Source organism: Prescottella subtropica, assembly GCF_005434945.1.
Classification (GTDB): Bacteria; Actinomycetota; Actinomycetes; order Mycobacteriales; family Mycobacteriaceae; genus Prescottella; species Prescottella subtropica.
Genome location: NZ_SKCH01000001.1, coordinates 20,031 through 44,190, shown reverse-complemented (window position 1 = coordinate 44,190; position 24,160 = coordinate 20,031). Strand labels below are relative to the sequence as shown.

General features: G+C 68.6%; 17 protein-coding genes. 16 read left to right on the top strand and 1 reads right to left on the bottom strand.

What is annotated here, in order from left to right; translation table 11 throughout:
- The first annotated feature begins 13 nt into the window (after nt 1-13).
- The 4 genes from E0497_RS00130 to E0497_RS00115 all read left to right on the top strand — a co-directional run bounded on the left by E0497_RS00130 (nt 14) and on the right by E0497_RS00115 (nt 5,108).
- Nucleotides 14-1,507, top strand: a complete 1,494-nt coding sequence (locus E0497_RS00130; protein WP_137722757.1) for an Ig-like domain-containing protein — start codon at nt 14-16, stop codon at nt 1,505-1,507.
- Nucleotides 1,508-1,612: 105 nt separating this feature from the next.
- Nucleotides 1,613-3,436, top strand: a complete 1,824-nt coding sequence (locus E0497_RS00125) for an Ig-like domain-containing protein (RefSeq protein WP_137722756.1) — start codon at nt 1,613-1,615, stop codon at nt 3,434-3,436.
- Nucleotides 3,437-3,516: 80 nt separating this feature from the next.
- Nucleotides 3,517-4,272: a lysophospholipid acyltransferase family protein gene (locus tag E0497_RS00120; RefSeq protein ID WP_137722755.1), complete on the top strand. Its 756-nt coding sequence runs from the start codon at nt 3,517-3,519 to the stop codon at nt 4,270-4,272.
- A gap of 5 nt (nt 4,273-4,277) precedes the next feature.
- Entirely contained in the window at nt 4,278-5,108 is an 831-nt protein-coding gene (locus E0497_RS00115; RefSeq protein ID WP_137722754.1) for an HAD family hydrolase, read from the top strand.
- Between the two features lie 74 nt (nt 5,109-5,182).
- Here E0497_RS00115 and E0497_RS00110 read toward each other — a convergent pair whose 3' ends face one another.
- Nucleotides 5,183-7,150: an N-acetylmuramoyl-L-alanine amidase gene (locus E0497_RS00110; protein WP_338325453.1), complete on the bottom strand. Its 1,968-nt coding sequence runs from the start codon at nt 7,148-7,150 to the stop codon at nt 5,183-5,185.
- Between the two features lie 360 nt (nt 7,151-7,510).
- Between E0497_RS00110 and E0497_RS00105 the strand changes: the two genes are divergently transcribed.
- From E0497_RS00105 to fadD32, 12 genes are all read left to right on the top strand, one after another.
- Nucleotides 7,511-9,241: a SpoIID/LytB domain-containing protein gene (locus E0497_RS00105; RefSeq protein ID WP_137722752.1), complete on the top strand. Its 1,731-nt coding sequence runs from the start codon at nt 7,511-7,513 to the stop codon at nt 9,239-9,241.
- A 106-nt stretch (nt 9,242-9,347) separates the two neighbouring features.
- A complete protein-coding gene (locus E0497_RS00100) occupies nt 9,348-10,100 on the top strand; it encodes a MerR family transcriptional regulator (protein WP_137722751.1) in 753 nt (250 codons plus the stop codon).
- A 73-nt stretch (nt 10,101-10,173) separates the two neighbouring features.
- Entirely contained in the window at nt 10,174-11,403 is a 1,230-nt protein-coding gene (glf, locus tag E0497_RS00095; protein ID WP_137722750.1) for a UDP-galactopyranose mutase, read from the top strand.
- Nucleotides 11,400-13,250, top strand: coding sequence for a glycosyltransferase (locus tag E0497_RS00090; RefSeq protein ID WP_137722749.1), 1,851 nt, complete (start codon nt 11,400-11,402; stop codon nt 13,248-13,250). Before glf ends, E0497_RS00090 begins: the two co-directional genes overlap by 4 nt.
- A complete protein-coding gene (locus E0497_RS00085) occupies nt 13,234-13,749 on the top strand; it encodes a phosphatase PAP2 family protein (RefSeq protein ID WP_137722748.1) in 516 nt (171 codons plus the stop codon). Before E0497_RS00090 ends, E0497_RS00085 begins: the two co-directional genes overlap by 17 nt.
- A complete protein-coding gene (locus E0497_RS00080; protein ID WP_137722747.1) occupies nt 13,746-14,651 on the top strand; it encodes a decaprenyl-phosphate phosphoribosyltransferase in 906 nt (301 codons plus the stop codon). The genes E0497_RS00085 and E0497_RS00080 overlap by 4 nt, the downstream gene beginning before the upstream one ends.
- Complete coding sequence (locus tag E0497_RS00075; protein WP_137722746.1) at nt 14,629-16,539, top strand: arabinofuranosyltransferase AftB family protein; 1,911 nt, start codon at nt 14,629-14,631, stop codon at nt 16,537-16,539. Before E0497_RS00080 ends, E0497_RS00075 begins: the two co-directional genes overlap by 23 nt.
- 292 nt (nt 16,540-16,831) lie before the next feature.
- Nucleotides 16,832-17,830 carry an alpha/beta hydrolase gene (locus E0497_RS00070; RefSeq protein ID WP_137722745.1) on the top strand — a complete coding sequence of 333 codons (999 nt, stop codon included), beginning with the start codon at nt 16,832-16,834 and terminating at the stop codon, nt 17,828-17,830.
- A 218-nt stretch (nt 17,831-18,048) separates the two neighbouring features.
- The gene (locus E0497_RS00065; RefSeq protein ID WP_137722744.1) at nt 18,049-19,935 is read left to right on the top strand and encodes an alpha/beta hydrolase-fold protein; all 1,887 of its coding nucleotides are present in this window, start codon (nt 18,049-18,051) and stop codon (nt 19,933-19,935) included.
- A gap of 157 nt (nt 19,936-20,092) precedes the next feature.
- A complete protein-coding gene (locus E0497_RS00060) occupies nt 20,093-20,665 on the top strand; it encodes a DUF732 domain-containing protein (protein WP_137722743.1) in 573 nt (190 codons plus the stop codon).
- A 50-nt stretch (nt 20,666-20,715) separates the two neighbouring features.
- Nucleotides 20,716-21,681, top strand: coding sequence for a cutinase family protein (locus E0497_RS00055; protein WP_241665632.1), 966 nt, complete (start codon nt 20,716-20,718; stop codon nt 21,679-21,681).
- 544 nt (nt 21,682-22,225) lie between these two features.
- Entirely contained in the window at nt 22,226-24,121 is a 1,896-nt protein-coding gene (fadD32, locus tag E0497_RS00050) for a long-chain-fatty-acid--AMP ligase FadD32 (RefSeq protein WP_137722742.1), read from the top strand.
- Nucleotides 24,122-24,160 lie beyond the last annotated feature (39 nt).

Sequence of the window (24,160 nt, the reverse complement as noted above, 5' to 3'; positions counted from 1 at the left end):
CGAGAGGAAATGCATGTCTGACAAGAATGTTCGCCGGGTCGTCGGCGGGTTGAGTGCGTTCGCCATCGCCGCGGGCTTCGCCGTGACGGCGGGTGTCGGGGCGGCGAATGCCGAGTCCAAGTCCGTGCCGTGGGACGACGCCGGCCGCCACTTCACCCGGACGATCAGCAACGTGACGCCGACCGTGGGCGAGACGATTACCTCGACGACCAGGCTCGAACGGACACGCTCGGTCGAGAACGTGTACGCGATGAAGGACGTGCACCCGACCTGCCTCGAGTACGTGCCGGGTTCGGCGAAGGTGAACGGACAGGCCCGGACCCCGGAGAGCACCGGTGCAGATTTCGTGCGGGTCGAGGGCGGCCTCACCGAATGGCCGGTGCAGCCGCGCGGCGGTGCACTCAACCCGAAGTCGTGGACCCTCGAGGTGTCGTACGTGGTCGGCGAGGGCTGCGATCGTGGCACCGCGCTGATGACGACCGCGCACATGGGCGGCGGCCTCGGCGACGGCACCTACCAGGACAAGGGCCCGACCATCTCTGTCGCCAAGAGCAACACCACCACGAGCCTCGGCGCAGTGTCGGGCGCGAAGGTCGGTGAGGTGACGAAGCTCAGCGCCACCGTCGCCGGCGGTATCAAGGGCGATCCGGTCGACTTCTACGTCGGCAACAACAAGGTCGGTTCGGGCACGCTGAACGCGCAGCGCACCGCCACCTTCGACTGGACACCGTCCATCAAGGGCACCGTGTCGGTGCAGGCCAAGTTCGCGGGCACCGCGAAGTCGAACGCCTCCGAGTCAGCGGCGCAGAACGTGAACGTCACGCAGGCCAACGTCGCCTCGTCGACGACCCTCGCCGCGGTGTCCGGGGCCAAGGTCGGTCAAGGGTCGGCGCTGACGGCCACCGTGACCCCCGCAGGCGCGGGCGGCACCGTCGAGTTCAAGGACGGCTCGACGAGCCTCGCCAAGGTCTCGGTGGATGCCGACGGCAAGGCCACCTACCAGTGGACTCCCACCACGGTCGGCAGCCACACCATCACCGCGGAGTTCTCCGGCCGTGACGGCGTGAACGCCTCCACCGCCACCGGTATCGTCGTCGAGGTCGCCGAGAAGCCGGCCGAGAACGCGGACTCAAAGACCGAGGTGACCGCCGGTGGCGGCAAGGTCGGTGTGGCACAGACTCTCTCGGCCAAGGTGGCCGGCGCTGCGGGCGGCATCGTGACCTTCAAGGTCGGTGACCGGGTCGTCGGCACCGCGAACGTCGGCAACGACGGCAACGCCTCGATTTCGTGGACCCCTGCGGCGGCGGGCGACTTCATCGTCACCGCCGAGTACTCCGGCACCAACACGGTCAACTCCTCGTCCGACACCGCCTCGGTCGTCATCGCCCAGGCCGACAACGGTGGTGACGGCGGCACCGACGGTGGCGACACCGGCACCGGCAGCCTCGGCTCGCTCGGCAACATCTTCGGATCGCTCACCGGAATCTTCGGCTCGCTCGGACGCTGATCGCGCCGAGTTCGCCGGCTCTACCTCGGCCCGAGGGGATTTCGATCCCCTCGGGCCGGTTTCACGCTCGGGGCCACCGAACGGTAGCCCGCTGGAAGGAAATACATGCTCGACAACAACGCCCGCCGGATCGTCGGCGGGCTCAGTGCATTCGCGGTCGCCGCAGGATTTGCCGTGACGGCCGGGGTAGGTGCGGCGAACGCGGAGTCGAAGTCCGTGTCCTGGGACGACGGCGGCCGCCACTTCACCCGGACGATCAGTAACGTGACGCCGGCCGTGGGGGAGACGATCACGTCGACCACCAGGTTCACCCGCTCGGGCGGCGTCGAATACCTGTACGCGATGAAGGACGTACACCCCACCTGCCTGGAGTACGTCCCGGGTTCGGCGAAGGTGAACGGCAAGACTCGGACCCCATCACCTGCTCCGGATGCGGCCTCGGTGCGTGTCGAAGGCGGCAAGCTCGACTGGCCGGTGTATCCGAATGCCTCCCCGGACTCGTGGACCCTCGAGGTTTCGTACATGGTCGGCGAGGGTTGTGACCGCGGCACTCCACTGATGACGACCGCACACATGGGTGGCAGTTCGGGCAAGGACGGCACCTACCAGGACAAGGGTCCCACCCTCACTGTCGCCAAGGACGCCACGACCACGACGCTGGCCGCGATCCCGTCGGCCCGTGTCGGCGAGCCGGTGTCGCTGTCGGCGACGGTGTCCGGTGCGGCGGAGGGTGATTCGGTCGAGTTCTTCGACGGCGAGACGAAGCTCGGCTCGGTGAAGTTGGATGCGTCGGGCACGGCCACGTTCTCGTGGACTCCGGCGACGAACGGCACGCACGAGATCCAGGCTCGCTATGTGGGTTCGGCGACGGCGAATCCGTCGCAGGCGCAGGCACAGTCGGTGTCGGTGGTGTCGCCGACGAGTACGACGGTGTCGGGTCCGGCGGATGCGACGACGGGAACCCCGGTGACGTTCACCGCGTCGGTCACCCCGGCGGGCGCGCAGGGGCGGGTCCAGTTCTCGGACGGTCGCGAGAACATCGGCGGCCCTGTCGATGTCGTGAACGGCACCGCGACTCTCGCGCACACGTTCACCACTGCCGGTGGCCGCAGTATCTCGGCCGAGTTCCTGGCCGGTTCGGGCTACGTGAACTCGACCAGCGCTCAGGCACATTCGGTGACTGTCACCGATCCGATCGTCGCCACCACGATGACACTGGATGGTCCCGCGACCGCGGAGACCGGCACCGAGATCGACCTCACTGCGACTGTCGACCCGGCCGACGCGCAGGGCGCCGTCCAGTTCACCGACAACGATGTCCCGATCGGCGCTCCCGTCACCGTCCGTGACGGCAAGGCCGTTCTGCCGCACACCTTCACTGCGGCGGGCGCGCACACGATCGGTGCGACGTTCACGGCCGCGGCCGGTTACCGGGATGCGTCCGCCGAGACCCGCACCGTGCAGGTGTCGACTCCGGTCGCCCCGGACGTCGACTCCACGACCGTCGTCACCGTCCCCGTGACCGGCACGATCGGTACGTCGGTGACCCTGTCCGCGACGGTCGCCCCGGTCGACGCGCAGGGCACCGTCCGGTTCTACGACGGCGACACCCCGATCGGTGACGCCGTCCCCGTCGTGGACGGCACCGTCACCGTGCAGCACACCTTCACCACTGCCGGTGAGCACGTGATCATCGCGCGCTACAGCGGCGGCGAGGGTGTGGAGCCGTCGACGTCCACCCCGCAGTCGATCCAGGTGACCGCAGCCGGCGACAACGGCAACGGTGACAACGGCGGCAATGACACCGACAACGGCGGCAACGACAAGGACAACGGTGGCGGCAACACCGGCAGCCTCGGTTCGCTCGGCAACATCTTCGGTTCGCTGAGCGGCATCTTCGGCGCGCTGTTCGGGGGCTCCACCCGCTGACCCGACCACGCGCACGATGTGAGGCCTCCGACCCCGGTCGGGGGCCTCGCTCGTGTCCGGAACCGGCTACGCTGCACCCTGTGGAACCCTTCTACCGAACGATCATCGGAGTTGCCCGCGCGATTTTCGCAGGCCAGGGACTGAAGTTCACCGTCTCCGGTGAGCAGCACTTTCCGGCGACGGGAGGTGCGGTGGTGGCGATCAACCACACCGGGTACATGGATTTCACGTATGCCGGTCTGCCGGCCCGCCGGGTCAAGCGGTACGTCCGGTTCATGGCGAAGAACGAGGTGTTCGTCAACAAGATCTCGGGCCCGATGATGCGCGCCATGAAGCACATTCCCGTGGATCGGGCCGCCGGATCGGATTCCTATCGGGCAGCGGTGCAGGCGTTGCGTGACGGTGAACTGGTGGGGGTGTTCCCGGAGGCGACGATCAGCCGCAGCTTCGAACTCAAGGAGTTCAAGTCCGGTGCGGCGCGCATGGCGATCGAGTCGGGCACCCCGGTGATCCCGATGGTGATCTGGGGTTCGCAGCGGGTGTGGACCAAGGGATTCCCGAAGCGGCTGGGCCGCACCAACACTCCCATCACGATCGCCGTCGGCGATCCGATCGCCCCGTTCGAGCCGGTGTCGGAGATGACGGCACTGCTGCACACCCGCATGGAGGAGATGCTGCTCGGGGTGCAGGCGCACTACGAGCATCCGGCCGGCGAGTACTGGGTGCCGGCCCGACTCGGTGGTGGCGCCCCGACTCTCGAGGAAGCGAACGAGATGGATGCCGCGGAGGCGGCCACGAAGGCTGCCCGGCGCAGCAAGGAGACCGAGGGGAACTGAAGGCAGTGGATCGTCCCACGGATCGTCCCACCCTCGTCGCCAGCGACGTCGACGGCACCCTGATCGACGACGACGAACGCGTCACCCCCCGCACCCGCACGGCGGTGGCCGCCGTCGTCGCATCCGGGACGCCGTTCGTGCTGGCGACCGGCCGTCCGCCCCGCTGGCTCGGACCCGTCGTCGACGGTCTCGGTTTCGCACCACTCGCGGTGTGCGCCAACGGCGCCGTCCTCTACGACGCCGAGCACGACCGGGTCCTCGGCGCGTCGACCCTGCCGGTCGAGACCCTCGCCTGGATCGCCGACCTCGTCGAGTACGAACTTCCGGGTGCCGGACTGGCCGCAGAACGCATCGGCGCCACCGCCCACGACACCGCGACACCGCAGTTCGTCAGCGCCCCCGGATACGAGCACGCCTGGCTCAACCCCGAGCACACCGAGATGGCGCCGGAGGACATGCTGTCGTCCCCGGCGATCAAGATGCTCATCCGCATCCCCGGGGCGGACAGCGCCGCGATGGCCGCGATCCTGCGTCCCCTGGTGGGGGAGCGGGCCGACCTGACCTACTCGACGAACAACGGACTCGTCGAGGTGTCCGCGCCTGGTGTCACCAAGGCGTCCGGGCTGCAACTTGCGGCGGATCGTCTCGGCGTCGACGCGTCCGGCCTCGTCGCGTTCGGCGACATGCCCAACGACATCCCCATGCTCGAGATGGCCGAGCGTGGTGTCGCGATGGGGAACGCGCACCCCGAGGTGAAAGCCGCCGCCGACGAGGTGACCCTCGCCAACACCCGCGACGGTGTCGCACGCGTCCTCGAACGACTCTGGGGGCACTAGCCGAACGGTACGCGAAAAAGACTCGGCCCCTCCATCGGAAAATGAAGGGGCCGAGTCTTTTTCGTGTGAGGGCGTCAGTTGATCTGCACCGGCGCCTCGGACGCCACGTCGGCTGCGGGAGCCGGGGCGGCCGGGGCAGCACCCGGGGTGTTGAAGACCGTGGTGACCTGACCGGTGGCCTCGTCGAAGATCATCGAACCGCGCTCGAAGTCGCTGCGGAAACCACCGTCGACCCGGTACTCGTCGCTGATCGGCAGGCCGATGTCGCCGAGGACGCCGCCGGCCGACTGCCACGACTGGAAGATCTTGCCGATCACCGTCATCACGCCGCCGAGCGGGGACGTGACGAGCGCACCGTTCTGGAAGAACGCGTAGACCTGGCCGGTCGCGGTGGTCAGCAGTCCGGTCAGAGCGTCACCGAGCATGCCGCGGTTACCACCGAGGGAGAGCCACTGCCGCGCAATCGGATTGGAGTCGGCCATCGACAGGATGCTGTTCACGATCTGAGGGATCTGCTGACTCGGATCCGCCGAGCCGGCACCCGGCTGCGGCGCCGGATTGTTGCCACCCGAACTCGGGTTCGTCGGCGGGGTGCTGCCGCCGAGGTTGCCGCCGGTGTTGCCACCGTAGTTGGCGGCCGCGATGTCGCGGATCTGGTCCATCTGCGCGTACGCCGCGCCGCCCGGGCATTCGGTGTAGCCGACATCGCGGTGCGCGAAGATGGTCGGCAGCTGGACCTTCGTACCGATCGGGTACTTCGTGAACGACGTGCCCTCCGAGTACATGGTGACCTGGCCCTTGGGGTTCAGGCCCGCAAGCTTCAGACGCCATCCCAGGTACTTGCCGACGGACTGGATCGTCGCGGCCGGGGCCGGCTCGTTCACGAAGTTGCCCATCATCGCGATACCGACGGTGTTCTCGTTGAAGCCACCGGCGTGCGCGCCCTGGACCGGACGGTCGAGCCCACCGAAGCGGCCCTCGAAGATCTGGCCGTAGCGGTCGACGAGCACGTTGTAGCCGATGTCGCACCAGCCGAGGGTCTGCGCGTGGTACGCGTAGATGCCGCGCACGATGCCCACGGACTGCTCACGCGTGTAGTTGTTGTTCTCGGCCGTGTGGTGCACCGTCGCGCCGCCCGTCGAGTCGTCGTAGACCGGGGCCTGGCAGCGGATGCGTTCGTCGGCGCCCCACGCGGAACGCGAGATGACACTGATGCCGTTCACCGACGTCGGTGTCGCGATGTCCGAGATGCTCGAATCCTGCGGTCCCGTACCGGGATTGATGAGGACGGCGGTGATGTCCTCCGCGGTCGGGGTGGCGGCGTGCAGCGGCTTCGACACCGCAGCCGGCGTGTATCCGAGCGGCTGGCCGGCGGCCGGGTCGACAGCGGGCGCAGCCTCGGGAGTCGGCACAACCTCGGGAGCGGCGGCCGGAACGTCGGCGGCAGCCGGCGCCGTAGCAGCGGCGGTGGGCGTCACCAGGATCTGCACGGTGTCGGTCTCGCCGACGAACACCGGATCGGTGCCCTGCTTGCCGTCCGCGGTCGCCATCTGGGCGCTGCCGCGGTCGATGACATCGGGGCTGAACCACTGGCCCCACGATCCGTCGGCCAGCTTGGCGCGGATCTTCGTGACCGTCGCATCGAGGTTCGCGGCGGTGAGCGCCACCATCGAGAACGGTTCGTCGCGGGTGATCTCCTTGACCGTCGCACCGAGCTGCTGCGCCGGATCGGGGACGACGGAGTCGGGTGCCGGTGTCGGCTCGGCGATGTCGCTCGGTGCGGTGGGCGCAGTCAGCGACGGAAGTTCGAGCGAGCCGCCGCCGGGCAGGGGAATCTCGGTGGGAATCGGTAGGTCGCGCAGCCGGATGTCGGGGATGTCGAGTCCGGTGAGTTCCTTGACCGGGATCACGATGTCCGGCACGGCCGCGAGCACGATCTCCGAGATCTGCGTGGGGACCACCTGGGTGGCATCGCTCGCGGACCGCACGTCCGACGTGTCGCTGCCGAGTGCCTGGACGGCGAACGGTGTGGCAACAGCCACGGCGGCCACTGCGGCCAGAACGATGGAGTTCTTGGGACGACGGTGCGGCAAGGCGAATTCTCCTCGTGTTGGTGCGCGGGGTGTCTTCGTGCGCTGCGAGCGACCTTTCGGCCGATCCGATCCCGAAGGGGCCGGGGTCCGGACTGAATCCTGGGGGCTGCCCGGGAGGGCGTCCACAGATCACCCGAGGATGTCTGCAACTTGTGATGCTTATGTTACCGATGTGATTGCCGTTACATGTGTGGCTGATGTTGCCAACATCGGCCACTGTTGCCACACTAGTCGCAACTTCCCTAACGCTCAACCTTAACTTGAGCCTTTGGGTCCCCCGAGTCTCCGCCCTGAATCGAGGAGTGGCGCATGACCGAATCCCGACTTCGCACGATCTTCGACCGTGGTGTCCGCACCCGCCGGAGACGGGGGACGTCCCCCGCTCTCGGCCGGGCCGTCGCCCTCGGCCTCGCACCGGCCCTCGCGGTCGGCCTCGCCGTCGCGGTGATCGCGAACCGTGACGCCGACGCCGAGATCGTGCCCGTCGTCGCCGCCGACACCCCCATCACGCTCAACGGTCACGGTTACGGCCACGGCCGCGGCATGGGACAGTACGGCGCCTACGGGTACGCGAAGAACCACGGCTGGTCCGCCGAACGGATCGTCGACCACTACTACGGCAACACCAACCGCGGCCAACTGAACGATCCGTGGGTCACCGTCCGGCTCCTCGGCCGCGACGACAAGCGTCTCGACGTGTACGCGCAGGCCGGACTCAACGTCGCCGGCCGGTACTTCGGGCCGAACGCGGCCGCCCACGTCACCCCCACTCATGGCGGCGCCGACGTCACCGTCACCGACGGCTGCAACGGCCGCGAACTCTGGCGCGGCTCCACCGGTCACCCGTGGGTCGACCCGGTCAACCCTGGCGGCAACCGCCCACAGAACGAACACCTGCGCCTGTGCGACGGCAACGTCCCCTACCGCGGCGCGATGGGCGCCGTCCGCGACGGTGGCGGCGCCTGGCGCACCGTCAACCGCGTGCAGATGCAGGACTACCTGTACGGCGTCGTGCCCGCCGAGTCGATCCCGTCGTGGGCCGATTCCGGCGGCATGCAGGCGCTGCGCGCCCAGGCCATCGCTGCCCGCTCGTACGCCGCCGCCGAGAACCGCTACGGCTACGCGCAGACCTGCGACACCCAGTCCTGCCAGGTGTACAGCGGCTCCAACCGGGAGGACGGGCGCACCACCAACGCTGTCGACACCACCGCCGGCACCGTCGTCATGCGCAGCGGCCGCGTCATCGCCACCGAGTTCTCGTCGTCGTCCGGCGGCTTCACCGCCGGCGGCGTGTTCCCGGCCGTCGTCGACGACGGCGACACCGTCTCACCCAACCGCAACTGGTCGCAGACCGTCACCGCCGGCCGGATCGCGGATGCGTTCGGGGTGGGGGAGCTGATCTCCTTCGAGGTGATCGGACGCAACAATCTCGGCGCCGACGGCGGCCGCGTCACCAAGGTCCGCGTCGTCGGGACGAACCGCACCGTCGACGCATCCGGCGACGATGCCCGCTGGAAGCTCGGCCTCAAGTCGGACTGGTTCACCGTCGGTGGCGCACCCGCACCCGGCCTGCCGAACATCCCGGGCCTGCCGCCGCTGCCGGAACTGCCGCTCGGCTCCCTCGAGTCGATTCCGCTCCCGCAGCTGCCGCAGATCCCGGGCCTGCCGCCGCTGCCGCCGATCACCGCCGAATCCCTCGAGTCGATCCCGCTGCCGCAGATCCCCGGCCTGCCGGTGCTGCCGATCGCGGAGGTTACCGACGGCGGTGCCGTCACATCGGCTACCGACGTGACCGCCGACGGGCCGAACGACCTGGCCGCCGTCGCCGGCGAGTCCCCGATCGATGCCAAGTACCGGGAACTCGGCGGACCTCGGAGCGTGCTGGGGGAGTCGACGGGCCCGGAACTGATGCTCGTCGACGAATCCGGCACGTTCCGCTCCTACGTCGGCGGCACGATCGTGTGGACGCCGACGCTCGGGGCGCGGGTCGTCGACGACAGCGTCGTCGTGCAGCAGATTCCGCAGGACGCCCCCGCCTGATCGACCCGTCACGCCGTCTCCTCCTCGCCGTCTTGACATTGACGCAGCGTCAACCGACACGCTGGGTCGTACCGACGAGGACCGAGACGGACAGGGAGGAGACGGCGTGACGGACGAATGGCCCATCCAGGACCTGGCCCGGATCACCGGGGCCACCAGTCGGACACTGCGCCACTACGACAGTGTCGGCCTGCTCGCCCCCAGCAGGATCGGGGCCAACGGCTACCGGTACTACGACCGGGCCGGCCTGCTGCGGCTGCAGCGGATCCTGCTGCTGCGCGATCTGGGGCTGGGGTTGGCCGCGATCGCCGACGTCCTTGCCGGCGGCACCGACACCGTGGCCGCCCTCGGCACGCACCTCGATCTGCTCGAGCAGGAACAGGAGCGGCTGCAGCGCCGGATCGCGTCGGTGCGCACCACGCTGGAGAAGACGAGGAGAGGCGAGCCGCTGATGGCCGACGAAATGTTCGACGGGTTCGATCACACCCGGTACGAGGACGAAGTGATCGAAAAGTGGGGCGAACAGGCGTACCGGGACAGCAACGCCTGGTACCGGTCCCTGTCCGACGACGACCGCGCCGGGTTCCGGCAGCGGCAGCAGGACATCGCCGCCGACTACGGTCGCGCCCACGCCGCGGGCCTCGCCCCCGACAGCCGAGAGGTGCGGGAGATCACCCGCCGCCACTACGACTGGGTGACCGAGGGCTGGCAGGGACGCCGGCCCGGCGCCGATGCGTTCGCCGGGCTCGGTGACATGTACGTCGCCGACGGGCGGTTCGCGGCCGTGTACGACCGGCACGGCACCGGGACTGCCGCATTTGTCCGTGATGCGATGATCGCGTTCGCGGTCGACATGTAGTGCTGTGCGCCTTTCTGGTAGTCCCGGCCACCAGAAAGGCGCACAAGCGGCGAAGTCGCCTACCCTGTCTGTCGTGACTGCCGCCAGTACTTCCGCGAAGACTTCCCCGAACGAGTCCCAGTACGACCTCATCGTCGTCGGATCCGGTTTCTTCGGTCTGACCGTCGCCGAGCGGGCGGCGACGCAGCTCGGTAAGCGGGTGCTCGTCGTCGAGCGTCGACACCATCTGGGCGGCAACGCGTACTCGGAGGCCGAACCCGAGACCGGCATCGAGATCCACAAGTACGGTGCGCACCTGTTCCACACGTCGAACAAGCGGGTGTGGGAGTACGTCAACCAGTTCACCGACTTCACCGGCTACCAGCACCGCGTGTTCGCGATGCACAAGGGGCAGGCCTACCAGTTCCCGATGGGCCTGGGCCTGGTCTCGCAGTTCTTCGGCAAGTACTTCTCGCCCGACGAGGCGCGTGCGCTCATCGCCGAGCAGGCCGCCGAGTTCGAGACGAAGGATGCGTCGAACCTCGAGGAGAAGGCGATCTCGCTGATCGGCCGCCCCCTGTACGAGGCGTTCGTCCGCGACTACACCGCCAAGCAGTGGCAGACCGACCCGAAGAACCTGCCCGCCGGCAACATCACCCGACTGCCCGTCCGGTACACGTTCGACAACCGCTACTTCAACGACACGTACGAGGGTCTGCCCGTCGACGGCTACACCGCGTGGCTCGAGAACATGGCGAAGGACGAGCGGATCGATGTCCGCCTGGACACCGACTGGTTCGACGTCCGCGACGACGTCCGCGCCGCGAGCCCCGACGCCCCCGTCGTGTACACCGGCCCGCTGGACCGCTACTTCGACTACGCCGAGGGCGAGCTGGGCTGGCGCACCCTCGACTTCGAGACCGAGGTGCTGACCGACTGCGGTGATTTCCAGGGCACCCCGGTCATGAACTACAACGACGCCGACGTGCCGTTCACCCGCATCCACGAGTTCCGCCACTTCCATCCGGAGCGGGACTACCCCACGGACAAGACGGTCGTCATGCGCGAGTTCTCCCGCTTCGCGGAGAACGGCGACGAGCCGTACTACCCGATCAACACCCCCGAGGACCGCGCCAAGCTCGAGGCGTACCGCTCGCTGGCCAAGACTGAGGCGGCGTCGTCGAAGGTTCTTTTCGGTGGCCGTCTGGGCACCTACCAGTACCTCGACATGCACATGGCGATCGCCAGCGCGCTGTCGATGTTCGACAACACGCTGCGCCCGCACCTCGAGTCGGGTGAGGCGCTCGCCGGGGACCTTGCGTGACCGCGCTGCTGCAGCGGGTACTGCTGCCCCGCTCCGGTGAACCCCTCGACGTCCGCAGCCTCTACCTCGACGAGTCCGGCCGCAACGCTCACCGCACGCACGCCACGTCGCGGACGTCCGCGACGATCGGCGCCGAGTCCGAGGTGTCGTTCTGCAGCTACTTCAACGCCTTCCCGGCCAGCTACTGGCGGCGGTGGAGCATCCTCGACTCGGTGCTGCTGCGCCTCGACCTGACCGGTCACGGCCGCGTCGACGTCTACCGCTCCAAGGCCGACGGCTCCCGAATCCATGTGGAGGGCAAGGAATTCCGGGACGGTGACGTCGAGTTCGCGGTCGACCTCGGCCCGTTCGAGGACGGCGGCTGGATCTGGTTCGACATCACCACCGACGCCGCCGTCGACCTGCGCAGCGCCGGCTGGCACGCCCCGATCGACGCCCCCGGTGAGGGGCGCGTCGCCGTCGGCATCCCCACCTTCAACCGCCCCACCGACGCCGTCAAGGCGCTCGCCGCGCTGGCGTCCGATCCGCTCGTGTCCGACGCGATCGACGCCGTCATCATGCCCGACCAGGGCACCCGCAAGGTGCGCGACGAACCCGGCTTCGACGCGGCCGCCGCCGCACTCGGCGACAAGCTCACCATCCACGATCAGGGCAACCTCGGCGGCTCCGGCGGCTACAGCCGCATCATGTACGAGGCGCTGAAGACCACCACCAGCCCCTACATCCTGTTCATGGACGACGACATCGAGATCGAACCCGACTCGGTCCTGCGGGCGCTGGCGATGTCACGGTTCGCGAAGTCCCCGATCCTCGTCGGCGGACAGATGCTCAACCTGCAGGAACGTAGCCACCTGCACACGATGGGCGAGGTCGTCGACCGGTCCGTCTTCATGTGGTCTGCGGCCCCCAACGTCGAGTACGACCACGACTTCTCCAGCCGTCCGCTCAGCGACCGGGACACCTCGAAGCTGCTGCACCGCCGCATCGACGTCGACTTCAACGGCTGGTGGATGTGCATGATCCCGCGCGTCGTCGCGGAGGAGATCGGCCAGCCCCTGCCCCTGTTCATCAAGTGGGACGACGCCGAATACGGGCTGCGGGCCCGCAAGGCCGGCTACCCGACGGTGACGATGCCCGGTGCCGCGATCTGGCACATGGCCTGGTCCGACAAGGACGACGCCATCGACTGGCAGGCCTACTTCCACCTGCGGAACCGGCTCGTCGTCGCCGCGCTGCACATGGACGGGGACGCCCGCAGGCTGATCGCCGACACCGTCAAGGCCACCGCCAAGCACCTGCTGTGCCTCGAATACTCGACCGTCGCGATCCAGAACCTCGCGATCCAGGACTTCCTGGCCGGCCCCGAACACGTCGCCGAGCTGCTGCCGACCGCGCTCGGCACCGTCCACGCCCTCCGCAAGGAGTACCCGGACGCCGTCGTGGTGCCGTCGTCGACGAGCCTGCCGATGTCGTCCGGGGCCGACGTCGGTGCGGTGGGGGAGCCCGCCAACCCGCTCGCGAAGGTCGTGCGGCTCGGCCGGGGACTGCTGCACAGCGTGAAGAAGGTCAAGCCCGAGCACCACGAGACGCCGCAACTCAACGTCCCGACGCTCGACGCCCGCTGGTTCCTGCTGTCGCAGGTCGACGGCGTCACCGTCACCACCGCCGACGGCCGCGGCGTCGTCTACCGCAAGCGGGACCCCCGCGTCGCCGCCCGCCTGTTCAAGGAATCGCTGCGCCTGCGCCGCGAACTCGCCGACCGGTTCCCGGACCTGCAGCGCGAGTACCGGGCCGCCGCACCGGAGCTGATCAGCAAGGAGAGGTGGGAACGTGTCTTCGGCATCTGAGGTGAAGATCCTGCAGGCCGTGCAGGGCACGATCGGGGCCCGGCCGGCCGTCGTCACAGCGGCCCGCGGCCTGTCGCACTTCGGGGAACACGCCCTCGGCTGGGTCGCGGTCGCCGGTGTCGGTGCCGCCCTCGACAAGCCCCGCCGCCGGCAGTGGGCCGGGGCCGCGGTCGGCGCCGTCGGCGCGCACGCCGCCTCCATCGTCATCAAGCGCATCGTGCGCCGGCCCCGCCCGAACGACCCGTCCGTGCAGGTCAACGTGTCGACGCCGAGCAAGCTGAGCTTCCCGTCGTCGCACGCCACGTCCACGACGGCTGCCGCGGTACTGCTCGGACGGCTCACCGGGCTACCCTTGCCCGCGGTGCTCGTGCCCCCGATGCTGCTGTCGCGGCTCGTGCTGGGCGTGCACTACCCGACCGACGTGCTCGCCGGGTCCGCCCTGGGAGCAGCCTCGGCCGCAGTGGTGCTGCGTGCCGAGCGGAAGTTTGGAGAGAGATGAGCGAGCACCCGACCGAGGTCGCCGGACCGCCCAAGTCGTTGCCGGCCGGCATCGTCAAGGCCGTCCGCCCGCGGCAGTGGGTCAAGAACGTGCTCGTGCTCGCGGCACCGCTCGCAGCCGGGTCCGTCACCGACCCCTCCGTCCTCCTGCCGGTCGCACTCGCGTTCGTAGTGTTCTGCATGGCGGCGTCGGGCATCTATCTCGTCAACGACGCGATGGACGTCGAGGCCGACCGGGCGCATCCGACCAAGCGGTTCCGGCCCATCGCGGCCGGTGTGCTGCCCGTCAACCTGGCGTACGGCATGGCCGTCGTCCTGCTGGCCGGGTCGATCGGGTTGTCGTTCCTCGCGAACTGGCAGCTCGCGGTCGTCATGGCCGTCTACATCGCGATCCAGCTCGCGTACTGCTTCGGCCTCAAGCATCAGGCCGTCCTCGACATCTGCATCGTCTCGTCCGGCTTCCTGATCCGCGCGATCGCCGGCGGTGTCGCCGCCTCGATCCCACTGTCGCAGTGGTTCCTGCTGATCATGGCGTTCGGGTCGCTGTTCATGGCGGCCGGTAAGCGGTACGCCGAACTGCAGCTCGCCGAACGCACCGGCGCGAAGATCCGCAAGTCGCTCGAGTACTACACCGGCACCTACCTGCGGTTCGTGTGGACGCTGTCCGCGACGGCCGTCGTGCTCTGCTACGGCCTGTGGGCGTTCGAGCAGGACCGGGCGAACGACACCAACATGTTCGCGATCTCGATGGTGCCGTTCACGATCGCGATCCTGCGGTACGCGGTCGACGTCGACGGTGGTGAGGCGGGGGAGCCGGAAGAAATCGCACTGGGCGACCGGGTGCTCCAGTTCCTCGCGATCGCCTGGATCGGAGTAGTAGGTGTCGCTGTCTACCTCGTCTGAGCCGACCCGCACAGCCGACGAACCCGCAGCACAGCCGCGTCACCGCGACGCCGGGCTGCCGCGCGCGGTGTTCGTCGGCGGTGTGGTGTTCACGGCCCTGCTGTTCGCGTGGGGTGCGTGGCAGCGCCGCTGGATCGCCGACGACGGACTGATCGTCCTGCGCACGGTCCGCAACCTGCTCGCCGGCAACGGCCCGGTGTTCAACGCGGGCGAACGGGTGGAGTCGAACACCAGCACCCTGTGGACGTACCTCGTGTACGCGCTGGGTCGGCTCACGCAGGCCCGCCTCGAATACGTCGTGCTGGGACTCGCGCTCGCCCTGTCCGTCGCCGCGCTCGTACTGGCGATGATCGTCGCGAAACGCCTGTACACACCGATGCTCGGGACGTCCGGCACCACGCTGCTGCTGCCCGCGGGCATGCTCGTCTACATCGCGATCGCCCCGGCCCGCGACTTCGCGACGTCCGGCCTCGAAACGTGCCTGGTCCTGTTCTGGATCGCACTGCTGGTCCTGCTGCTGCTGCGGTGGGCGCAGACGGAGCGGCCGTCGACGGCGTCGATCCTGGTGCTCGCATTCGTCGCGGGCCTGTCCCCGCTGGTGCGACCGGAGATGACGATCCTCGGTGCGGCCGCGCTCGGCATGCTGGTCCTGTCGACCGGCATCGACCGGCGGGTACGGATCGGGATCGTCGTGGCCGCCGGGCTGCTGCCGGTGGCCTACCAGGTCTTCCGGATGGGCTACTACGGCCTGCCGTACCCCAACACCGCGGTGACGAAGGAAGCCGCCGGCGCCAAGTGGGGGCAGGGTTTCGCCTACCTGTGGAACCTCGTCGGCCCGTACGCGCTGTGGCTGCCGCTGCTGCTCCTCGTGACCGCCGCCGCGTTGTGGCGACTGCGCGACGCGCGCCCCGCCCAGGAATCGCCCGGCGGCGACCTCTCTCGAATCCACCGCTTCCGCACGTGGCTGCGCACCCCGTCGGCGGTCGTGGTGTTCGTGCTCGGTGGGGGATTCGTGCTCGCCACGTACACGATCCGCGTCGGCGGCGACTTCATGCACGGTCGTACCCTGCTGCCCGCCCTGTTCTGCCTGCTCCTCCCGGTCGCCGTCGTCCCGGTGCGGTTGCCGAACCGCGGGGACCGCGGGGACCGCCGCGTGACACTCGTCGCCGCGGTCTCGTCCGGCACGTGGCTGGTGCTCGTCGGCTGGGCGCTGTGGTCCGCGACCGTGCCCGGCATGCCGAACGGCACCGTCGTCGGGCGCAGCGGCATCGTCGACGAGCGCGCGTTCTATTCGCTCGAGACCGGTCGCACGCATCCGATCCGTGCCGAGGACTACCTCGACTTCCCGCGGGTGCGGGCCATCGCGAAGGCTGTCGGCGACACCCCCGACGGCGGTCTGATCGTGTCCGCCGGCGCCCACGACATGATGTTCGTGGTGCCGCCGCCGAATCCGATCCCCGATGGTGGTGCCGGGCACACCGTGTTCTTCCCGATGCTCGGGATGGCGTCGATGAACACGTCGCTCGACGTCCGTGTGCTCGACAACATCGGTCTGTCGAATCCCATCGCGGCGCACACCGACCGACTGCCCGACGGGCGCATCGGACACGACAAGAACCTGCCGGCGGACTGGGTGGTCGCCGACACGGGGATGGTCCCGGTGCATCCGTGGCTGCCGCCGTTCATGGACGAACGCTGGGTGGCGGACGCGCGTACCGCGCTGTCGTGCCCGCAGACGCAGGACCTGCTCACGTCGTACCGGTCGGAGTTGACGTGGGCGCGGTTCAAGCAGAATCTGCGTCAGGCGTTCGAGTTCGCCGACTACCGCATCGACCGGGTGCCGGCCTACGAGATCCAGCGGTGTGATCTGGGGGAACCACTGTCCTGACCGGGCCCGTCCGGGCGTGTCGTGACGGTCTCCGTCGTGTAACGCTCGGCTCCGGTTGTGCGATGAACACGCGGATCGACCGGTGTTCCCGACGAGTCCGCGTTGCCGTATCGAGGGCATTTGTCTGTATGCACCGTGTGACATAAAGTCCACCGAACGCTGTGTGACCTGAAACAGGATCGTCATCGCCTCCGGTAGGGAGGCGCCCCCGGGTCCTCGTTCCCCGACGGAATCCAGTCGGCGTGCTCCCCGGAGCGGTGCCGCAGACGAAGACGAAAAGAGAGCAGTATCCATGCGTTTTGATCGACCGAAGCTGATGCAGCGCCTCAAGCGTCGCCTGCTCGGCGTGTCCGCTGTCGCGCTCGTCCTTCCGGTGGTGGCCGGCGTCGTCGGCGCCTCCGTGGCATCGGCTGCCCCCGTCGCCCATCGGGCGCCCGCCGGTGGCTACGAAGAGGTCTTCGTCCCGTCGACGATGGGCCAGATCAAGGTTCAGATCCAGTGGGCGTCCCGCGGCGGTGACGCGGCCCTCTACCTGCTCGACGGCCTGCGCGCCCGTGACGACGCGAACGCCTGGAGCTTCGAGACCAACGCGTTCGACCAGTACCGTCTCGACAACGTCAGCCTCGTGATGCCGGTCGGCGGCCAGTCCAGCTTCTACACCGACTGGTACGCGCCGAGTAACTTCAACGGCCAGGAGATCACGTACAAGTGGGAGACGTTCCTGACGCAGGAACTGCCCGCCTACCTCGAGACCCGCGGCGTCTCGCGCCACAACAACGGCGTCCTCGGTCTGTCGATGGGTGGCTCGGCGGCCCTGACCCTCGCCGCGTACCACCGTGACCAGTTCAAGTTCGCCGGTTCGTTCTCGGGCTACCTGCACATCTCGGCCCCCGGCATGCGTGAGGCCATCCGCGTCGCGATGCTCGATGCCGGTCGCTTCAACGTCGACTCGATGTGGGGCCCGCCGTGGAGCCCGAGCTGGCTGCGCAACGACCCGTTCGTCTTCGCGCCGAAGCTCGAGGGCCTGTCGATGTACATCTCGGCCGCGAGCGGTCTGCCGGGCAAGTACGACAACCCGAAGAAGCCGGTCGAGTACTTCAACGCCGCGACCGCGATCGGCCTGGAAGCACTCGCCCTGGTCAACACCCGCGTGTTCCAGCTCAAACTGAATTCGCTGAACATCCCGGCGACCTACAGCTTCCCGGCGACCGGCACCCATGCGTGGGGCTACTGGTCCGACGAACTGTGGAAGGCGCGCCCGCAGATCCTCGACGCGCTGAACGCCTGGTGATCACACCTGTGACATGACACGACACGCCTCCTCCCGCACCGATGGTGACCGGGAGGAGGCGTTTCGCGTTCGGGTGGAATCCCGTTCCGCCCGGTTCGACCGGAAAAATTCATCTACTGCCCCCGCGGGGCAACCCGGATTCGCCGCCTTCTCCGTGTAGTAAGGATGCGACGATCCCGGCCTCGCGGAGGGGCCCGCCACGAAGGAGAGTTGTCCCGATGCGATCAGGTCTCGAGCGGTCGCCGTACCGCGCTGGTGCCGGAGGTAGATGGCGTAGACGGGCGCTCGGCGTTGCCGCGGCCGCGCTCGTCATGCCGGTGGCCGCCGGTCTGACAACGGTCGGGACCGCCGGTGCGCAGTCCTTCGGCACCCCGGGTGCCCCGTCGACCGTGCAGGTCGGCGGCGAGCCCACCGTCAGCCGGGTCGACTGGCTCACCGACCGCCGCGTCGCGCTGTGGGTGAACTCCCCGTCGATGGGGGTTCCGATCCAGGTGCAGATGCTGCTCGCGCGGGACTGGAACGCCAAGTCCGGTGAGAAGTTCCCGGCGGTCTTCATGCTCGACGGCATGCGCGCCCGCGACGACGAGAACGGCTGGACGCTCGACACCGACGCCGAATCGTTCTTCGCCGACAAGAACGTCAACGTGGTGCTGCCGATCGGTGGTAACTCCAGCTTCTACTCGGACTGGATCGACCAGAACAACGGCCAGAACTACAAGTGGGAGACGTTCCTGACCAAGGAACTCCCGCCGATCCTCGAGGGCCAGTGGCGGACCACGCAGGACCGCGGTGTCGTCGGCCTGTCGATGGGCGGCACGTCCGCGATGGCGCTCACGGCCCGCAACCAGGGCTTCTTCAAGTTCGCGGGCTCACTGTCGGGCATCCTCACGACCACGACGCTCGGTATGCCGCAGGCCATCGCATACGCGATGCAGGACGCCGGCGGTTTCGACGCCGACGCGATGTGGGGCAACCCCGGCAGTGATGCGTGGGACGCGCACGACCCGTACGTGCTGGCCGAGAAGCTCAAGGGTGTCAGCCTCTACGTCTCGAGCGGCAGCGGCACCACCGGACCGTACGATCAGCCGTCCGGCATCCCGGGTATCAGCACCAACTATGCGGGCATGGGCCTCGAGATCCTGTCGCGGCTGACGTCGCAGACGTTCACCACCAAGCTGCGCAAGCTGAACATTCCGGCCACCGTCAACTACCGCCCGTCGGGCACGCACTCGTGGCCGTACTGGGAGTTCGAGCTGCATCAGCTGTGGCCGCAGCTCGCGAACACGCTCGGTGTCGCGGTCGACAAGCCGGCGTGCAGCGTGGGCGGGGCCATCGGCCCGGTCGCGAACGGCGGCACCTGGATCGGTGACTGCCTCACCGGCGAGTACTCGGTGCCCGGCGGTGTCGCACAGGACTTCCGCTTCGGTCGGATCTTCGCCGGTAACGACGGTGCGCACGCCGTCGCGGGCCGGATCGGCGGCGCCTTCCAGGGTGCGGGCGGTTCGGGCGGTGTGCTCGGGATGCCGACCACCGGTGAGCACGGCACTCCCGACGGCCGTGGCCGCTTCAACCACTTCCAGAAGGGGTCGATCTACTGGTCGCCGCAGTCCGGCGCGCATCCGGTGACCGGTGCGATCAAGGACGAATGGTCGAAGCAGGGATGGGAGGGCGGCCCACTCGGCTACCCGAACGCCGACCAGAAGAAGATCCAGGGCGGGGACGGGGTGACGCAGGGCTTCGAGGCCGGTGCGATGTACTCGAGCCCGCAGACCGGCACCAACGCGGTGCAGGGCCTGATCATGGACAAGTACGGTGCCCTCGGCTACGAGGCCGGCTGGCTGGGCCTCCCGGAGACCAGCGAGAACAAGATCAAGGACAACGGCCGGTTCAACCGTTTCCAGAACGGCAACATCTACTGGAGTCCCGCGTCCGGTGCCTGGTCGGTGAAGAACGGTCCGATCTTCGAGGCATGGGCGGCCGAGAACTACGAGAACGGACGCCTCGGCTACCCGATCTCCGACCAGTTCGAGATCCCCGGTGGAATCCAGCAGAACTTCAAGCACGGCGTGATCACCGTCAAGGACGGCAAAGCCTCCATCGGTTGATCGTGAACTGACCAACGTGCGGGCGGTGACCGGATTCACGATCCGGTCACCGCCCGCACGCCATCTGTAGCCTGTTCGAGGAGTCGGGCACCTGCCGGTATGTCCGGCACGGGCGTCGATACGACTCCGACACGACGCAGCAACCTCGAGGACTGATATGTCGAACTTCACCCGTAATCGTTCCGTGCCGTCCGTCGTGGCCCGCACCGTGGCCGCCGGTGCGCTGAGCCTCGTGGCCGGCGGCCTGCTCGTCGCCTGCGGCGGCGACGACTCGTCGGCGACGGGAAGCCCGACGACCACCACGGTCGTGGCGCCGAGTCCGTCGAAGGCGCCCGCGAAGAGCGAATCGGTGCAGCAGTCGTCTGCCGCCCCGGCCCCGGCGGCCACGTCGCAGGCCGAGAGCGAGCCCGCAGAGCAGCCGCAGGCCGTGCCGAGCGACTTCCCCGGCCCCACCTCCCTGCCGATCTCCTCCCGCGGACAGAACTTCCTCGACGCACTGAAGAAGGAAGGCGTCACGCCCGGCACGGACGGGGTCATCGCGATCTCGACGGCCGACTACATCTGCGCGGCCGAGCAGGCCGGTAGTTCGGAGGACGAGATCACGACGTTCGTCACCGCGGCCGTCGGCAGCGAAGCGAGCGCATCCGGTCAGGAGATGAGCCAGGACCAGGCGACCAAGAACGCGAAGGTCTACATCCGGGTCGCGCAGGCGTCGTACTGCGGCAAGTGACGAACGGCAAGTAACGGCGGGTGAGTGTGAGCGGTGAGGAGCGGCAGACGGTGAGTGGACGGCGGGGACGGAAACGGTCGGGGTTCGTCGTACTGGCGATCCTGGTTCTGCTCGTCGTGCTGCTGGCGGTCTGGTATCTGCTGGCCGGACGGGTGCCGACCCCGGCCCCGCCGACCCCGCCGACCCCGCCGGGGCCGACGCCGCCGGCCGCGCAGCCCGCGGACTGTCCGGACGTCCAGGTGATCGCGGTGCCGGGCACGTGGGAGTCCAGTGCCACCGACGACCCGTACGCCCCGACGGCGAATCCGGCGTCGCTCATGCTCAACGTCACCCGGCCGCTGCAGGACCAGTTCTCGCCGCAGCGAGCCGACGTGTACACCGTCCCGTACGTCGCGCAGTTCTCCAATCCGATCGCGTTGCCGCCGGACGGCCAGGAGTCGTACAACAACTCGCGGGCGGCGGGGACGGCGGCGACGCTCGACCTGATCGAACGTCGGCACGCCGAATGCGCGTTGACGACGTACCTGCTCACCGGGTTCTCGCAGGGCGCGGTCATCGCCGGTGACGTCGCGGCCCGTATCGGTGCCGGTGACGGCCCGGTGTCGCCGGACCTGGTGCTCGGGACCGGTCTGATCGCGGACGGCCGCCGTGATCCGGCGGCCGCGCCGACGATCGGTCCGCCGGTCGCCGGGGTCGGTGCGGAACTGTCCCTCGCGGGCTTGAAGATCCCGGGGATCACGATGACCGGGGCACGCCCGGGCGGTTTCGGTGCGCTCGGTGACCGGGTTGTCCAGATCTGCGCTCCCGGCGACGGCATCTGTGATGCTCCGGTGGAGGCGCTCAAGCTCGGGAACTGGCTCAGCAGTGCGGCTCGGCTCGCCGAGTACCACAACAATCCGGTGCATGCGCAGTACAACTCGTTCGTCGTCGACGGGAACGGGACGACCGCGACGCAGTGGATCACGACCTGGGCGAGTGAGTTGATCGATGCGGCCCCGAAGCCCGCGCACGAGTAGCGAGTTCGCCGGGTTTCCGCGTGTCTGCCCGACTCTGCCCGAACCGGTCACTCGAGGGCCGTGTGGGCGGTAGTGTCCGTCCTCGCGGCCCGATGACGGGTATGCAGGCGTGTGACGAGGAAGAAGGCATCGATGGGGGCCACCGACGGCACGGGTCCGTAACGTGCGGGCGACGACGTCGATGTCACAAGTGGGGTTGTTCCCGACTCGGGTGGACGTGTTCGTGCCGGTCATCCCCTCGCTCCGACACGAGTGGGCCAGTGCACATCTGTAACATGTTTCTGGTTTCGAGCCGATGGGTCTACCCCGTAGGTGGGTCGCCTGTGTCCGGGTTGCCGCGAGTCGCTACAACTGGAAGAAGTAGGGATGAGCAGTGGAAACCGGCAGGCGGCGCCGATGTGTACCGACCAGTACGACAACATAGTGACAAGTACCGAAAAGTACCGACAAGTAGTGACCATGCGAATGAATCCGCGCGGCGAAGGAAGTCTGGGGCGCAACCATGTCGATTGACGGTTGTGTGATCGCTTCGACAGGAGAAGGAATGAACGCGATGTTCGACGACTACCTCGACGAACAGGGGCAGATCCGGCTCGAGCCGGATCACACGCTGATCGACTACGTCGACGAGCACACGCGCAACAACGCAGGCGAGTTGGTGTACCGGTACATCGATTACTCGCGTGAGCGTGACGGTGAGGCCCACGAGATCACGTGGGGCCAGTTCGGTCTGCGTCTGCGTGCGGTCGCTGCCCGCCTGCAGCAGGTGACCCAACCGGGGGACCGGGTCGCGATCCTCGCGCCGCAGGGCCTCGACTACGTCGCGTCGTTCTTCGCCGCCATCCACGCCGGACGCATCGCGGTGCCGCTGTTCGATCCGGACGAGCCCGGCCACACCGACCGTCTGCACGCGGTCCTCGGTGACTGCGAGCCCGCCGCGATCCTGACCGCGACGTCGTCCGCCGCCGGTGTGCGCCAGTTCTTCCGTGCCCTGCCCGCTGCGAAGCGTCCCCGCATCATCGCGGTCGACGCGATCCCGGACAGTGTCGGCGAGACGTGGGTGCGTCCCGAGGTCGGCCTCGACGACATCGCGTACCTGCAGTACACGTCCGGGTCCACCCGCACCCCGGCCGGTGTGGAGATCACGCACCGCGGTGTCGCGACGAACGTGCTGCAGATGGCCGATTCGCTCGGCCTGAGCCGCGAGTCGCGGGGCGTCACCTGGCTGCCGCTGTACCACGACATGGGTCTGCTGACGGTGATCCTGCCCGCGCTCGGCGGCCAATACATCACGATCATGAGCCCGCGTGCGTTCGTGCAGCGCCCGTACCGCTGGATCAAGGAACTCGCCGCGGTCTCCGACGGTGCCGGCACGTACGCGGCCGCCCCGAACTTCGCGTTCGAGCACGCCGCCGTGCGGGGTCTGCCGAAGGACGGCGAGCACCTCGACCTGAGCAACGTCCTCGGCCTCATCAACGGCAGCGAGCCGGTGACGGTCGCGTCGATGCGCAAGTTCAACGAGGCGTTCGCGCCGTACGGTCTGCCGAAGACCGCGATCAAGCCGTCGTACGGCATGGCCGAGGCGACGCTGTTCGTCTCCACCACCCACCCGGACGACGAGGCCAAGGTCGTGTACGTCGACCGGAACGAACTCAACGCCGGCCGCATGGTGTGCGTCGACCAGGACGCGCCCGGCGCCGTCGCGCAGGTCGCGTGCGGTGCGGTGTCGCGCAGCCAGTGGGCGACGATCGTCGACGCGGAGACCGGCACCGAACGTCCCGACGGGCACGTCGGTGAGATCTGGCTGCACGGCGACAACATCGGTCAGGGCTACTGGGGACGGGAGCGGGAGACCGCGGACACGTTCCACAACAAGCTGCTGCAGCGGCTGGCGGACGGTTCGCACGCCGAGGGCACCCCGGAGGACGCCGACTGGCTGCGCACCGGCGACTACGGCGTGTTCGTCGACGGCGAGCTGTACATCACCGGCCGCGTCAAGGACCTGGTGATCGTCGACGGCCGCAACCACTACCCGCAGGATCTCGAGTACTCGGCGCAGGAGGCCAGCTCCGCGCTGCGCCCCGGGTTCGTCGCCGCGTTCGCGGTGCCGGCCAACCAGCTGCCGCCGCAGGTGTTCGAGAACTCGCATTCGGGTCTGCAGTTCGACGTGGACGACGCCTCCGAGCAACTCGTCGTCGTCGCCGAACGCGCCCCCGGCGCCGGCAAGGCCGACCCGCAGCCGATCGCGGACGCGGTCCGGGCGGCGGTGTCGTCGCGGCACGGTGTGACCGCCCGCGATGTCCTGCTGGTGCCGGCCGGATCGATTCCCCGTACCTCGAGTGGCAAGCTGGCTCGTCGGGCGTGCAAGGCCGCGTACATCGAGGGGACGCTGCGTGGCGGTCACCTGCAGACCGCTTTCCCGGACGCGGTTTCGGAATAGTCCCTTCCTGACGGATATCCTGGTGAGTTGATGGCTGAA